At 47.1% G+C, this 15,576-nt stretch carries 13 protein-coding genes; 6 read left to right on the top strand and 7 right to left on the bottom strand.

The features are described 5' to 3' along the window. The 6 genes from ACN4EK_RS27425 to ACN4EK_RS27400 all read left to right on the top strand — a co-directional run bounded on the left by ACN4EK_RS27425 (nt 1) and on the right by ACN4EK_RS27400 (nt 6,758). Complete coding sequence (locus tag ACN4EK_RS27425; RefSeq protein ID WP_431661517.1) at nt 1-546, top strand: hypothetical protein; 546 nt, start codon at nt 1-3, stop codon at nt 544-546. 189 nt (nt 547-735) lie between these two features. Next, nucleotides 736-1,542, top strand: coding sequence for an ABC transporter permease (locus tag ACN4EK_RS27420; protein WP_431661516.1), 807 nt, complete (start codon nt 736-738; stop codon nt 1,540-1,542). Continuing rightward, nucleotides 1,543-2,916 carry an ABC transporter ATP-binding protein gene (locus ACN4EK_RS27415; protein WP_431661515.1) on the top strand — a complete coding sequence of 458 codons (1,374 nt, stop codon included), beginning with the start codon at nt 1,543-1,545 and terminating at the stop codon, nt 2,914-2,916. Beyond that, the gene (locus ACN4EK_RS27410) at nt 2,909-5,656 is read left to right on the top strand and encodes an FkbM family methyltransferase (RefSeq protein WP_431661513.1); all 2,748 of its coding nucleotides are present in this window, start codon (nt 2,909-2,911) and stop codon (nt 5,654-5,656) included. The genes ACN4EK_RS27415 and ACN4EK_RS27410 overlap by 8 nt, the downstream gene beginning before the upstream one ends. A 32-nt stretch (nt 5,657-5,688) precedes the next feature. Then, complete coding sequence (folK, locus tag ACN4EK_RS27405; protein ID WP_431661512.1) at nt 5,689-6,183, top strand: 2-amino-4-hydroxy-6-hydroxymethyldihydropteridine diphosphokinase; 495 nt, start codon at nt 5,689-5,691, stop codon at nt 6,181-6,183. A gap of 23 nt (nt 6,184-6,206) precedes the next feature. Continuing rightward, on the top strand, nt 6,207-6,758 hold the full coding sequence (locus tag ACN4EK_RS27400; RefSeq protein ID WP_431661511.1) for an NUDIX hydrolase: 552 nt from the start codon (nt 6,207-6,209) through the stop codon (nt 6,756-6,758). Here the strand turns inward: ACN4EK_RS27400 and ACN4EK_RS27395 are convergent. The 7 genes from ACN4EK_RS27395 to ACN4EK_RS27365 all read right to left on the bottom strand — a co-directional run bounded on the left by ACN4EK_RS27395 (nt 6,755) and on the right by ACN4EK_RS27365 (nt 15,035). Continuing rightward, entirely contained in the window at nt 6,755-7,813 is a 1,059-nt protein-coding gene (locus ACN4EK_RS27395) for a glycosyltransferase family 2 protein (protein WP_431661510.1), read from the bottom strand. The two genes, ACN4EK_RS27400 and ACN4EK_RS27395, sit on opposite strands and share 4 nt — an antisense overlap. A gap of 153 nt (nt 7,814-7,966) precedes the next feature. Beyond that, nucleotides 7,967-8,563, bottom strand: coding sequence for a serine O-acetyltransferase (locus ACN4EK_RS27390; protein ID WP_431661509.1), 597 nt, complete (start codon nt 8,561-8,563; stop codon nt 7,967-7,969). Between the two features lie 259 nt (nt 8,564-8,822). Further along, nucleotides 8,823-10,166, bottom strand: a complete 1,344-nt coding sequence (locus ACN4EK_RS27385; RefSeq protein ID WP_431661508.1) for an O-antigen ligase domain-containing protein — start codon at nt 10,164-10,166, stop codon at nt 8,823-8,825. A 117-nt stretch (nt 10,167-10,283) separates the two neighbouring features. Continuing rightward, on the bottom strand, nt 10,284-11,147 hold the full coding sequence (locus ACN4EK_RS27380; RefSeq protein ID WP_431661507.1) for a 2OG-Fe(II) oxygenase: 864 nt from the start codon (nt 11,145-11,147) through the stop codon (nt 10,284-10,286). A gap of 75 nt (nt 11,148-11,222) precedes the next feature. Then, nucleotides 11,223-12,398, bottom strand: coding sequence for a heparan-alpha-glucosaminide N-acetyltransferase domain-containing protein (locus ACN4EK_RS27375; RefSeq protein WP_431661505.1), 1,176 nt, complete (start codon nt 12,396-12,398; stop codon nt 11,223-11,225). 32 nt (nt 12,399-12,430) lie between these two features. Then, nucleotides 12,431-13,519, bottom strand: coding sequence for a glycosyltransferase family 4 protein (locus ACN4EK_RS27370; RefSeq protein ID WP_431661503.1), 1,089 nt, complete (start codon nt 13,517-13,519; stop codon nt 12,431-12,433). A 166-nt stretch (nt 13,520-13,685) separates the two neighbouring features. After that, the gene (locus tag ACN4EK_RS27365; RefSeq protein ID WP_431661502.1) at nt 13,686-15,035 is read right to left on the bottom strand and encodes an oligosaccharide flippase family protein; all 1,350 of its coding nucleotides are present in this window, start codon (nt 15,033-15,035) and stop codon (nt 13,686-13,688) included. Nucleotides 15,036-15,576 lie beyond the last annotated feature (541 nt).

Here is a 15,576-nt window from a genome sequence, read left to right as displayed (position 1 = left end):
ATGACAGTTGAGTCTGTATTCAATATCCCGGAAGCCATTAGTTTTGAGCAGGCGATCGCCGTGACGCAAGCCTTGCTAGAGCAGATGGCACAGGAGGAGTTATCCAGTTCTGAAATTGAACTGGTGCTCCGGGCTTTAGTTAGCACTGAAAATGGTGCCCGGGGCTTTTTTGTCACTTATTTAAGTGACGATCGTCCCTTTGCCGATTACCCCAATCCAGCTATCGTCAATGCCCTGAAAACCGCGCCTGCGATCGTGGCTCCGCTACTGATCAAAAATCTGGCGATGTCTACGGCAATGGCAATCACCCACCGCCGCAATCAGCATGAGGATCTGGCGCAGGGCTCCGATCGAGTCAGAGCACGATCAGCACAATTTATCCAACTGCTTCAGCTACCAGAATTACAGACCCATGCCCAGCACCTCTGGCATAGCCTCACAACCGGGACTGGAGAGTATCAGACATTTCTGGAACGCTGGAGTTATGATGCTGAACAACGGCAGGCAATGCAGCAGGCGCTGGAACAAACTGGCTTGGGTAAATAGTCTCAACCCTGAGAACCGGCGATCGCTGGCTCTAAATAGTGATAGCATCCATATTTCGCTCATTACAAATTATTAGCTGAAGTCGAGCGATGAACACTCCCTTGATCCGATCAGGTAGTTGACATCGGCACCGATACCAGAGATTTTAGATCAGCAATTGTCACTACACCCACTAGCATCTATTCCGGCATGGCTATTTCAGTCCAGAGGGCAATTTCTTTATCCGAGGCACAGCGCTATTGGGATTTATTGTATGTCTTGGTACGGCGCAATCTCAAGGTGCGCTATCGCGGCTCGTTTCTGGGCATATACTGGTCACTCCTGAATCCGTTGTTTATGACCGGTCTGTATACGGCAATTTTTGGTGCTACATTTGCCGCTTACTATGACAACTCGGTGATCAACTATCTCCTGGCAGCATTCACCGGCTTAGTGGTGATTAACTTCTTCTCCGCTTCAACCGCTCAAGCCCTCACCAGCGTAGTCGGTAATGGTTCACTGCTCAACAAAGTTCAGTTGCCAATTAGCATCTTTCCCATTTCGGTGATTGCCGCTAATGTGTTCCAGTTTGCGCTGGGTTCCTTGCCCCTGTTGCTCCTGGTCGCGCTATTCCGCGCTCATAACCTGACCCATCTGTTGCTGCTCCCGATTCCGCTCCTGTCCTTAGCTCTGGTCAGTTTAGGTGTGGGGTTTTTAGTCAGTGCGTTATATGTGTTCTTCCGAGATCTACCGTACTTCTATGAGTTAGTGGTATTTGTTCTCTGGATTAGTAGCCCTGTATTCTACCCCTCTGAGATCGTAGATCCCCGGCTAAAACCGTTACTCAGTTTAAATCCCCTGACACCAATTATTGAAAGCATTCGCCAAATTGTGCTCTCTGACCAATCTCCTGACTACCATCTGATTTTTGGAGCCCTTTTAAGTAGCCTGGTAATTTTAGGGCTAGGCTGGGGTTGCTTTCAGTGGTGGCGATCGCAGTTTATGGATTTGCTCTAGATGGAAGTCATTCGCCTGGATAAGGTCTCGCTGTCACGCCGAACTCAGGAAGAGTTCTCCTATGACCTGAAAAAAACGATCTTGTCATTACTGGAAGGAAAATATCGTAAACCCGCCCGGAAAATGGTCTTAGATCAGATCGACCTCACGGTTGATGCTGGCGAAAAGATTGGCATTATTGGTGCTAATGGTTCTGGTAAATCGACCCTGCTCAAGGTGATCTGTAATATTTTGAAGCCTAGCAGCGGACGGCTACGGATTCGCGGCAAAATTGCACCCCTGATTGAACTTGGAGCCGGATTCGAAATCGAGTTGTCCGTGATGGATAATATTGTCCTTTATGGAGTCATGCTGGGGTTTTCCAAGCAGGAGATGCGGCAACGGGCACAGACCATTTTAGAGTTCGCTGAGTTAGAAGATTATGCTTCGGTTCCCGTCAAAGCCCTATCCTCAGGGATGGTCGCTCGGTTAGGCTTCGCGATCGCCACCGATGTACAACCCGATATTTTGATTCTGGATGAAGTCCTTTCCGTGGGGGACGAAAGCTTCAAAAACAAATGTAAGCGCCGCATTGAACGCTTCTGGCACGCTAACGCCACGATTCTACTGGTTTCCCATGATCTGGATTTTCTGAAAAAGTCTTGTCAGCGAGTCGTCTGGCTCGAACGAGGACGGGTGAAACAAATTGGCGATGCTGTAGAAACGGTTGATGCTTACATCGAAAGCGTTCGCTTAGCTGACCCGCTCCTATTTGAGGAGATTAAGCTGATTGAGCTAGAGGCAGAGCCGGAAACCGAAGCAAGTTTAGAGATCGAGCCCGAGGAAGAGTTTGTCGAACCGGAACCCGAACCGGAACCCGAGCCAGAACCCGAGCCAGAACCCGAGCCAGAACCAGAACCTCCTACCGGTGAAGCCTTTGTCCCCCCCCCAGAAATTTTACATGAAGTAGTTTGTAACCGAATTTTCACGACTGACACAGACAAACACATTCTCCCAAATATTCCATTTGGCAGCCCGTTCCTGGTTGGATTTGAATATACAGTAAGAGCACCAATTGAGAGTATCCGGTTTGGCTTTTACATTAGTGATGCTCACGGCAAAGTTTTTTTAGAGCCAATGACTAGTAATTCATTATCCCAACAGGGTCTAATTTGCAGTCCTGGGCAGCATTTCATCTATGTCAAAATCCCTCCTTTGCTGCTGCCTGGTCGATACTACATTGATCTAATAGGAGCATACCAGGAGGGGTTTGGTCATCACCATTTAATCAAAAGCAAACTATTGGCGATCGATATTTTACCTACCCCAGAAAGTGAACGGCTCTGGTTTGGCTATGGTCAAGTCTATCCTCCACTAGAGTGGGAGATTGAATAAAGAATTCTCCAATTTAAGTTCTATAGATTTGCATTCATATTTCAAGCCAATGTCAGAACATTTTGAAGTTTTTCTAACCGATGAAGCATTTAAAATTAACCAAGCTCGCCAAGATCATCTAGCTTCTTTAAACCTCCAACTAGCAGGTAAAACAGTTTTAGAGGTAGGTGCTGGCATCGGCTTACATACACAGTTTTTTGAAGATTTAGGATGTTCAGTATTAACTACGGATGGTCGTCCAGAAAATGTCAGTGAAATCCGCCGACGCTATCCTCATCGTCGAACCAGAATTTTAGATTTAGAAGCAACTACCGATCTAACATTTCTCGGAACTTTTGATATTATTTATTGCTACGGAACTCTTTATCATTTATCCCAACCTGAAGTTGCATTGAAAGCAATGGCTCAGGTTTGCCGTGATTTGATTTTGCTAGAAACCTGTGTCACGCCTGGGAATACATTAACTATTAATCCTGTTTCTGAGAATATTCATGATCCAAACCAAGCGTATTCTGGCATTGGTTGTCGTCCGACCCGACCATGGGTAATGGCAATGCTAACGCAATATTTCGGTTTTGCTTATGTTAGTAAGTATCAACCCTGTTATCCGGATTTTGATCTCAATTGGAGCCAACCGTTAGATAAATTACTACACCGTGCTGTTTTCGTTGGTTCCAAACGTCCGCTTAATCAGGACAAACTATTAGAAACTTTACCAGAACAACAGCTTACTGATCCGGATACCCATAGGATTTGGATTGATGTCGGCGCTCATCTGGGGCAAACTACATTACCTCACGCACAAACTAATTCTGATTTAGCCGTCTACGCCTTTGAGCCTAATATTAAACTAGCTGCACAGATTGCAGATATTATTCCCAATTATATAGTCATTCCGGCTGCAATCTCCAGTCACGATGGTATTAGCCACTTTTACCTGAATAAAGATGATGCAACTAGTTCCTTATTATCCTTTGATCCAAATGGATTAAAACAATGGATTGGTAGTGAAAAACTGCAAGTTAAACAAGTTACCTTTGTCCCTACAATTCGCCTGGATACTGCGTTAAATCAACTGCATATCCATTACCTTAATTACCTCAAAATTGATAGCCAAGGCAGTGATTTTGAGGTAATCAAGTCAGCAGGTGAACGGCTTAAGGATATTGGCAAAATCAAACTAGAGGTAGCTATTACACCAACCCAACTTTATGCAGGTGCTCATAGTAAAGATGAGATTATAGATTACTTGACTAAGCAAGGCTTTATTCTGATCAAGGCTGAAAAACAGTCCTATGATCAAGAAGAAAATTTAACGTTCTTTCATCGGAAATACTTGCAGAAACTTTCCAGTTTCGATCGCGCAACTTGGACGGAATTGAACAATCAGGTTGAGCACATGGAAACCGCTAGCGTCCTGGCACTAGCAGAAAGCTTAATCTCTAGCTATCCCCTACAGCCCTATCCAGATTGGCACTTTAATATTGATTGGAATAGCCCTAAACCTGAAATTCAACTACGCCGAGCAATTTGGGAATATTTCAAAGCCAAGCAGATTGAGCAAGAAATTCAATTAATTTGGCACTTTGATCTAAAAATTTCGCTTTACTTGGCTAACGATCTCAGTAGCCAACTATTTATCGCTGGTTGTTACGAACCCAACGAATTTTATTGGCTTAGTCGCGTCCTTCGACCAGGCATGACTTTTTTAGATGTTGGAGCGAATGATGGACTCTATGCTTTGTTTACCTCACGCATCGTTGGCTCCGAAGGTTTAGTCTACGCATTTGAGCCTAGTCCCCGTGAATTTAATCGGTTGCAATCTAACATTACACTGAATCAAATTACAAACATCCAGGCAGTTCCGATCGCCCTAGCTAACATCAATGGCAGTATCGAACTAAAGCTCTCTAACAACGAACATGCGGGACAGAATACACTAGGTCAATTCATCTATGAAGGTGTCGCTGCTGCTGAAACAACAATAATTCCAGTTCAACGATTGGATGACTGGATTGCAGAAGCTGCGATTCATCAAATTGATATGATTAAAATGGATGTTGAGGGGGCAGAATTTTCAGTCCTTCAAGGGGCTAAACAAAGTCTTATCACTTACCGTCCTCTCCTCTTGCTAGAACTATCTGACGCTGCTCTCCAAGCTCAGGGTAGTAGTGCTGCTGACGTTTTAGAGTTTTTACAATCTTTAGGTTACGAGATTTTTACCTTTGGTCAGTGGTCAGGCTTACCGATCAAGTTTTCTGGTCGATTCACTAGTAATAATATTGTGGCAGTTCATCCCGATCGCAGCTGGATGGGATTCACCGAGACGGAGCAAATGCAAGCCATACAACAAGAACTCACCACTTCTCAGGCAGAGATTGAACGCCTGCAAAGTACCTTAGAGCAGGCTACAACTCAGTTACAGGCAGCCCAAGTTGCAGCAGAACAATTGCAGACACAGTTCCAGCAAGCTCAGGCAGAGTTAGACCATTTCTCTGCCACTCGCCAACAACTCGAAACAGAAAAGCATCAAGTGCAGACTGAACTCGATAAAACGCAGGCAGAACTGCTGACCATGCATGAACGACTGCATCAGGCTGAAATCGGTCTATTTGCGGCTCAAGCGGAATGGCAAAAGTCACAAGCACAAATTGCGGCGATGGAAAGCAGTAAGTTTTGGCAATTACGCAACCGCTGGCTGCAACTCAAACGCAAACTAAAGCTACCAACCACTGACTAACCCCATCGCTGGTATGGGAAATGAGGACGACTGTGACAGGATTGAGTGCGATCGCGTTAGGTAGTAACTTAGGAGACTCTTTAGCGATTTTGGAGTCAGCCCTACGGCAACTAGCCCAAACACCCAATATCCAACTCTTAGCACACTCACATTGGTATCAAACCAAAGCAGTGGGACCACCCCAACCCGACTATTTAAATGGCTGTGCCCTGTTACAAACCAACCTGTCACCACTCCAGCTATTAGCCACCCTGTTGCAGATTGAAGCTACATTCGGGCGAGTCCGGCGAGAACGCTGGGCAGCTAGAACGCTGGACTTAGATCTACTATTGTTCGATGACCTGATCCTTGATACCCCTACCCTCAAAATTCCCCATCCCCGTATGGCAGAACGGGCTTTTGTGCTAGTTCCTTTAGCCGAGATCAGCCCCAACTGGAAAGAACCCATGTCTGGAAAAGCGATCGCGGAGCTAGTGCAAACGGTAGACTGTTCAGGGGTCGAGCCACTACCGACTCCTGATGTCTAATCCCCATATAATTTTTTATGGATATGCCTATCGGTTCAGAGCCACCCGAACTCCTAAAACAACGCCTGTTCTATCAAGGACGGAAGTTTGCCTTTGAAGTCGCCCATTTACGACTCCCGAATCGATCGGAAGGTGAGTGGGAATGTATCCGGCATCCCGGCGGAGCCTTAGCCGTACCCGTCACGCCAGCAGGCAAATTTGTCTTAGTGCGGCAATATCGGTTTGCAGCTCAAGGGCGATTACTGGAATTTCCCGCCGGAACGGTTGAAGCCCATGAAGATCCAGCCACCACCATTCAACGAGAAATTGAAGAAGAGACTGGCTATCGTGCCCATCGTTGGCAAAAATTAGGGGAATTCTTTGTTGCTCCTGGCTACTCCGATGAAATCATCTATGCCTTTTTAGCCCAGGACTTGGAATGGTTAGAAAACCCTCCAGCCCAGGACGATGACGAAGATATTGATGTCGTATTAATGACCCTGGAGGAAGTGGAACAAGCAATTCAGACGGGAGAAATCGCTGATGCAAAATCAATCTCTAGTTTCCTCCTGGCTCGCCCCTGGTTGATCAACTAATGAACGGCAGGTTGCGGATTAGCCAGGTCAGCCACGGGTTGGGGGTCGGGTAGGGTTTGAGCTGGAATGCGCGGATGGAAAACCACGCTATTCTGAATCGAATCACGCAGGAGCATAGGTGGATCTTGATCTGGCTTGCGCTGAATCACTCGACGCATCCGCCACAGTCCATACCCAATAATCCAACTGGCATCCACGATCGCGGCATAGAGCCAACCGTGATTCTTCAGAAAATACCGCCGTCGGGATTCATGCCAATACTGGGGTCGTCGCTTCGGCTTCTGGTTGATGGCAGTTACGCCGGTACTTTGACCCAAAATGTGCATGACACGACTCTGGGGCACATACCAAACTTCCCAGCCCGCCCGCTTTGCCTGTAGACAAAAATCCGTTTCTTCGTAGTACAGAAAGTAGCCTTCATCCATCAGTCCGATCGCATCAAATACCTCGCGGCGAATGATCATGGAGGCTCCCGGCAACCAATCGATCGCCTGGGGCTGGTGCTGATCCATCACCTGAACGACTCGCCATTTAGAGAGCAACTTCGAGACTAACCCCAGTCTCAAGCCATTCTCAAACTCACCGAGAAAATTGGGGAACTTAAAGGCATAGGGCCAAGACTTACCATCCTCCGTTTCAAAACTACTGCCTGCAATCCCGACTTGGGGATTTTGATCCATAAACTCAATCAACGTCTGGAGTGCGCCGGGTCGCACCTGTGCATCCGGATTTAACAGGAGATAGTAATCAGGCGGGGTTGGCGATTGCAAAGCCGGACGGATTGCATAGTTATTTCCATAGGAAAAGCCCCCGTTCAGGCTTGACGGCATTAGAGTTGCCCACTGACTCCACCCTTCAGCCGCGATCGCCGCCGCAATTTTTTCAACCGAGTCATCTCCCGAGTTGTTATCGACAACTGCGACCTGGGTATGTGGTAGCCGTTCCATTTCAGATGCCAGTGATCGCAAGCTTGCAATCACTAAAGGAGCAGTTCGGTAGTTAACCGTCACAATCAGCAGTCGCGTTTCTGGGTTCAGGGGAAGTGCTACAGACATACTGGTTCTGGGTTCCGTACATTAGGGTATTAACAGACGAGACGAGCCAAGCCATTAATCGCCGCCAGCCATGGCTGAGATCAGACATTAAGAGGGCGATGGGTAGCCATTGTTGGTGAGTTTAACCTCTGAATCGTTGTGAACGATCGATCGTTACTGGGATTGCACCACCACATCCAATTCCGCCGCACCATTCACAGCATCAACTGCATCCTGCGGTTTTGGCAGTTTAATAATTTTGGCGGGAATGCCAACCACCGTTGCCCCCGCCGGAACATCCGTCAGCACTACAGCATTAGCCCCAATATTAACATCGTCTCCAATTGTGACATTGCCAAAGATCTTGGCTCCAGCTCCAACATTCACCCGCTGCCCCAGTTTAGGCGCATCTAGAGGACGATCGAGATGGCGATTGCCCAACGTCACCCCCTGACGAATGATGGAATCATCCCCAATTTCGCTATAGCCATGAATCACGATCGCGCTCTGATGTTCGATAATGACTCGACGACCTAACTTGACGGTACAGGGTAGCTCAATCCCATAGGTATTCCGAGCTTTGCGAAACAACATCATGTACAGAATAGTGAACGGAGCCCGCACAATTAGAGGTTTCAACCCCGATCGCCACACACCAAACCGTTGAATTGCCACCGCTCGGAAACCAGGTTTAGTCCAATCTTTTCCGTGGGCTACCCAATCTTCCACAATCTGTTGCCACAAACTCAGCGACTCCTGCTGCGTGGACACAGAAGATTCGATTGACTGCAATTTATTCGCCATAAAAAGAATAATTATCGTGCCAGTCGAGAAAAATTTAATCGAGTCATTGCAGCCGATACTGCATGACTAACCATACTCAGAATGCCCGGATTTCAGGTAGATAAAACACTGTTTTTCCACCCCTATTTCTATCATTACCCGATCGATTTACCAATGGTTTCATCTCTCTAGCATGATTAAATTCGCTGACAGAAATTTAATCTTCCAGGCAGTAAATTACCCCACCTCAAGACTTCATCAGTTCCTTAGGCACTGGTTTGGAGGCAAGTCCAGCAATCCCGCCACAGGCCAACATAAATATCGGATTCGTCATGGCATTCAGAACACAGTCAAAGGTATACATCATAATGCCAATAGCCAGGGCAGCGGCAGGAGTCACGGCAGGTTTCCACCACCATTTAGCTGGATAGCGCAGGCTAAAGGCAAGCGGTGGTAGGAGAAGTGCTGAAAAGATACTCACTAAACCAAACGCACCATTCACACCATATACAATGATCCACAGGCTATCTGTAATCGAAATGTCTTCACCATATTCGTTAAAGATCCGATTTCGACCAAACCCCCCCCAACCAAATAACATCTGCTGTCTGGCTCTAGCGCCCAGCAGTTCCTCATTTTGAAAGCGGAATTCGACCGATTGCACCCGATCGGGTGAGAACACCTGTGACATATACGCCACAATCTGCGGCCCTGGGAATGTGCCAACTACGCCCATATACATATAAGCCGTCAGTAATGCCGCAATAATCCACAGCAAAATTGAGGTACGAAACCATTTCGCCATATAGAGGCAAACCAGTGCCAGCACCAGTAGAATGTATGCCCCTGTTGCCTTGACGATGACAAAGGTAAATACAACGAAGCCTGTGAGCAGCCCCATCGGCATACTCCATAACTGCTTCACAATTTTGGTACGCCACAGAACGATCGCCATCAGACTGGCTAGCATCATCCAAACCCCCAGCATCAGACCACTGGGCATGAATACGGCGGGTCGATAGCCCCCATAGCGCAAGGAAATTAAGAAGCTGGTGGCGTAATCTTGAAACCCGTAAACCATCGCATGGATATTGCGGTACATCCGAGCTTCAAAGATACATAGGGGCGCATAAATGACCCCACCGACAAATATCGCGATCGCTAAATAGCGCATTCCCGACAAATTGCTCAGATACAGCCTGCCCAAAAAGTAGGGTAACCCCCAGGTAACCATCTGAGTCAGGGCATTGGAAAAGCCATCATAGGGGCCCAAGCCATTCGCCACAGAAGAAATAAATGGACTGGCACACCACATCAGCACTGGAAGATCTAGCCAACTGAATTTGAACGTGCTGAAGCGGCTAGAGTCAAACACCAGGGTTGCCAACAAAATGCCGTAGCAGGTGGCTGACATTTTGGTGTAGTCCGGTATGCTAGGAAGATCAAATGTTGCCCCAGGTAAAAATAGCCATGCCACGATGAAGCTGATGACCACTGCTCGTTGAGCTGGATAGGTGGCAAAGATATATAGAACACAGGGAATCCAGCCCCACATCACGATGGGTACAAGAAAGTTGGGAGCACCAAACATAGGGATAAAGCTACAGGGCAACAGATCATAGAGACAGAACCGCTGACAACCAATCAGAAGTCTGGGAAAGTCAGCGGCTTGTCAACATTATGAACGGTTAAGACGAAGAACGTCAGCCTATTGTTTCTTTAACCCCTTGCCAAGCTCCAACAAAATTGGTGGAATAAATTGCTTGACGACATCTTTAAAGCTCTTCTTCGGGAGCAAATCAGCTTGAGAAATATCGTCGTTGGGGCGGGCTAAGAAAATAGTGGAGTGGGCATTTTCCTTCACTTCTGATGCCGGACGACCATTTGTGTAGTAGTAAAGAGCTAAGGATTTACGCGTTCTCCCTTCAGGGCAGGTCAGCGGATCGGGATGCCCGTGGTAGGAAAAATCAGTAGTGCTAAACACCACAAAACGGTTAAAGATTGGCAAAATCTTCTTTTCGCAACGGGTCATATTTTGATCCCAAAGTTCCAGACAGCCACCGTATTCTTCTTCCCAGTCTTTGTTGAGATAGATCAGCAAATTCAGGCGGCGATCGAGGTTTATCTTTTCATGTTTGTTAAAATCGACATGCATTTTCAGAAAGCCACCTGGCTCAATTTGGTGGAGCCCACCACCCGCGAAATGGGGATCGGGAACCAAGCCTTCAATTCCAGTTAAAGTTTCTAAAAATGAAATAAACGTGGCTGAATTCAATTGATACAGTAACAGTCGGGTCGCATCCCCCATTTGTTGTTCATGGCGAGAAGCTAGTTTTTTCTCGGCTGAGTTTTTAAACCGTTGCCATTCAATATCATCGGGCTTAGGAAATTCGTTGAGAATGTTATCCAGCACAAATTCTGGAAAGAAATCATCGAGCATAATATGAGGAAATGGCGTGTTATTCGCATACTCCTCTCGATATTGCAGTGCCAGTGCTTGCAACGCATCTGAATCAAAGCGGAACATTAAGTTCTCAGCCGATGAATTGGATTTGACAACCGTTGAAGTCATACTTTCCCTCGAAAACTCTATACGTTAAAACACCAAACAACTTAGGAGTGCATCACTCTAGATGGCAGCAGACACTTACCGAAATGTCAGCAACAGACATAGAATCAACTGACCGATCGTTCGACTGTACATCGCCACGACTGAACCTTCTCCACCATAAATAAGCGTGACACAGGAAACCAGAAAAATCGCCGTAATTAATCCAATTTTTAACAGCTTTTGCGATTCAATTTGCTGAAGCTTAAAGCCAACCATTTCCGTAGTTCGTGCTAGTAAGAAAGTTACGATACATAGCCCGATCGTCAATAGACTAAACGCCCAAGCATGCAAATCCTTCACGCCTAGACTAACGAGCAGATCAAGCCAGAAGTAGTGAATCGGCACAATGGCTAAAGATGCCACTCCCCGTAGGGATAACGCAGACTGAACTGACTTGAGTGGCGGAACCGCACTCATAGCCATCGACCCGGCAAGCCCCAGCAGGATCGGCACAAAGCTGACAATAAAAAACGCCAGGGAAACCGTCCCCCAACGAAAGAACCCTGCCTGCCGCCATGCCAGGATGAGACTGGTTACCAGAGGTAGTGTGCCCAAACCGATGAGACCAATGATCACTGCATAGCGACGAGTGACGATCGTGGTCTGCCAGCGCATCGCCATTGCCCCGACAATAAACCCAAGTAAGGGATACACCATCCAGGGCGACAAGGGATAGGAGACTCCCGGAACGGCTGGAGTACCTAAAATCCAATCCCACCCCCACCAGCCAGTTTGAGTCGTCCCCAGCAGTTTATATAGAAGGGGATTAATCAGAAAGCGGGTGACCGAAATCGCCACAATGCCAATGGTACAAATCGTGAGCGGAGCCGACGATCGACGGACAGATTCCAGCACCAACACGGATAGTCCAATAAACCCTAGAAAATCTAAACCAAGCCATTGACCATTACTCCAATGCATCAGTAGATCCGCCAGAAACAGAATACTGACCTTCATCAGGAGCGATCGCCAACGACCCGATCCCTTTTTTTGACTAGATTGGATTCCGGAACCTACCCCAGTTACGAAAAAGAATAGAACCGGGGCAAAACTCCCAATGAACAACACACTACTCATGCTCCCCTGACGGGCTTCTGCCTCTATCAGGGTTCTTACACCAGCATGGTTAACAATCATTAAAACGGCTGCCAGCCCTCGGAGAACATCAAGTTCTGGCCAGTACAGCTTGGGCTTTGGGATGTTGGTAGTCACAGGCTTACCAGCTTACTTAGGCCTAATAGGGATTATGATTTCTGCTTCTCGATCGCTCGATATAAAGCCGCTTCAAACCGATCCGTAGCATCTTCTAACGTGTAGTGGCTTGCCCTGTCATAGGCTCGATCGGATAGGGCTTGCCATTCCGCATTAGAAAGTTGGCAAATTCGCTCGATCGCCTGTGCCATATCCTCTGGATCGTCCATATTGACTAAAATTCCGGCTCCATCGGCTAGCAATTCCGGAGCCGCCCCGGCAGGTGTACCAATCACCGGAGTTCGACAGGCCATCGCTTCAAGAATCGGGAGTCCAAACCCTTCAAATCGACTCCCAAATAACCAGGCATCACATTTGGCATACAAATCCTTCAACGTATGCTGCGGCGGTTGAAAGTGAAATTCCGCCTTAGCCGGTAACGGTAAATGCTCTACTAGGGGATTGCTACCCAGTGCCACTAGCCGCAGATTAGGAATGCGTTTAGCCGCAATTTCAAACGCTTTCAAACTCACATCACAGCCTTTCCAGGGCGCTTTACTATACATAATTCCCACCGTTGGCTGCGCTTGTTTGCTCCGAGGAGAGGCATTAAATAGAGCGGTATCAATACTATTAGGCACAAACGAAACATCCTGATCGCCATACTGTTTATCCATAATGTCGATCAACCACTGGGATACGGCAATTTTGTGCATCGGCAGCAGATAAGACGCTTTTGCCTGTTCCTGGGGCACATAATCAAACACTTCATGGTGCTGCACGAAATACGCTTTTGCCCCTTTGGTTCTGGATAGATTAGCCACCCAATGAGCCGTTTCCCACCAGGTTGCCACCACCACATCCGCATCTGGAACATCAATATCTTGGATCGAGCGAAAGCGATCGATCAGGCGGTGAGGCACATCTAACTGATCAAAATGGGATTTGGATTTCTGAGTTTTAATCCACCCCTTGCCTTTGCGTAATGAGCGGAATTGTTCCCGCAGGCTAGGCTTGCCAGGGGGTCTAGAAATGACACAGACATCATGTCCGCGCTGCTTTAAGCAATTGGCGTAGAGTGCGATAATGCGATCGCCGCCGGAAAGAGCGAAGCCACTCGCCATCACAAACGTCACTTTCATCGGAACAACCCTTGTAGGATAAAAAATTCAGGTAATCCTTTAAATCCTTAATTTCCAACCATTTTGAAAACTGGAGGAGGCATCGTTGAGGCAAGCAGAAACAGACTACTTGGAGCCATAAACGATCAAACAAACCTTAGCTGGGTCGCGGGGCATCAGCCTGGATTTAAACCCCCGACCAGGTTAAGTAAGTGCCAACGGCTAACAGAGCCGCTATGCCAATTAAAGGCAGATCAATTTCCAACTGCAACATCGAAATCCGTTTTAAGCAGATAGCTTCAAAGGGATAGTAAAGCCAGGAAGAACTAGCCACCCCAATCACACCTCCAATCTGTCCACCCAAATTTACTCCACTCTTTTGCCCCAAATAGTAACCAGCAATCATCGCAACCAGTTTTGTGGCAGCCTCCATCCCCACCAAACCAGCTTTGACTTTAGAGTTGCCAGTGGCTAGAAAAATACTGTCATAGGAGGCGGAAATTGATATTCCTAGCGTCCCTAGCGCTAACAACGGTAACATCCAGGCGGCTCCTGCAAAAGTGGCTGGGTATAAGAATCGGATCATGTAGCTGCCAAAGAAAAACAGAAATAGGGAAGCTGCCCAACTTAAACCGAGCAACACAAACCGACTCTTTTTGAGCGTGGCATAGAGTCGTTCCGGTCGGGTACGAACGATTTCGGCATAGGAGGGAAAGAAGACACGAGTCACCACCTGCCGAGTGACTTCCGTTGGCATCAGTGAGAAGGTTAATGCCACCATGTAAACCCCCAGGAAGGTAACATCAAAAATGCGACCTAACACTAAGCGATCGCCTTGAATCGCCAGATAGCCCATGATGGAACTTAAGAAGATCCACTGCCCAAACCCCCGTAATTCCTGAAACGCCTCTTTGTTCCAGCAGAAGAAGTTACGATCTCCCTCCAGATAGAAATGGGTTGCCAGCATTCTCAAAAAGGTTGAGAAAATACCGCCAATCACCAACGCCCAGACTGAACGCAGGAAAAACGCCAGGAGCACAGTTGAAATTAAGGTGATAGCTTGGCATCCCAACTCCATCACCGTCAGCTTTCCCAATTTAATCTGACGGTTCATGGTGGCCATTTTGGTTGAATTTAGCCCCGACAGGAACGCACTGATCCCCACAACTGGAAGGATCTGAGCCAGGGCTGGCTCCCCATAGAAATGAGCTGCTGGCACGGCTAGCAACCCTGCACAAATCCATAGTCCGATGCCACGTATGGCTTGAATCGTCCAGGCTGTATTCAAAAATATAGGATCATCGCCTCGTTTATTATGAATAATACTTTGAACGACACCAACATCCGAAAACATCTCTAACCCGAACATAAACGATTGCACCAATGCCATCAAGCCAAAATCCCTGGGAAACAGAAGTCGGCTCAGGATCAAACTGCTCGCCAAGCGCAGAACTTGACTGCCACCATTATTCAGTAGTGTCAGGATTGATCCTCGGATTGCCCGATTTTTCAGTGGTACTGGTTGTTCAGATGTCATTTTGATGGGCTATGAGTAGAACAAATTGGTTTCTAGAGTTGGGTGAGATAAGTTGAATGTTGACTTGCCTTAGTCTGCCCATTTCTTTCCACCCCTCAACAGTAAAGCCTGAATGATCAGGAAAAACTCGTACTGTCTTCAATATCGGTGAAGGAGTTCAGCGATCGCGGATCTCACCCCTGATCTTTACTTTCTCTTTCAAAACTCCCATCCCCTCCAAGAAGATATAAATCTTGGATGAAGCTAGAGGCGAGAGCCTATAGGGAAATTGCGGAAACGTTTCATAATGACCTTATCAACCTGGCATCCTGGTCAAAATGAATCTTCACGTTAGCGTTGATGAATAACCTCAGATCCAACCCATCACTGTCTTAACCACTTTCCCGCATAGGTCTGAGGAGAAATAGACCTCTCATCTAAAAATCTTCTGGACAGTAAAAGATTCAAGGTTAGGATCAGGGCTAAGTTTGCGATCGTGGCATCTATGTAGGGAACTTTTGTCCTTAACATCACCATCAGGATATATTCCGATGTTCTAAGT

The sequence above is a fragment of the Pantanalinema rosaneae CENA516 genome (assembly GCF_050753385.1).
GTDB classification, from domain to species: Bacteria; Cyanobacteriota; Cyanobacteriia; order Leptolyngbyales; family Leptolyngbyaceae; genus Pantanalinema; species Pantanalinema rosaneae.
Note: the sequence above shows the minus strand (reverse complement) of the source record. Positions and strands in the feature narration are given on the sequence as shown.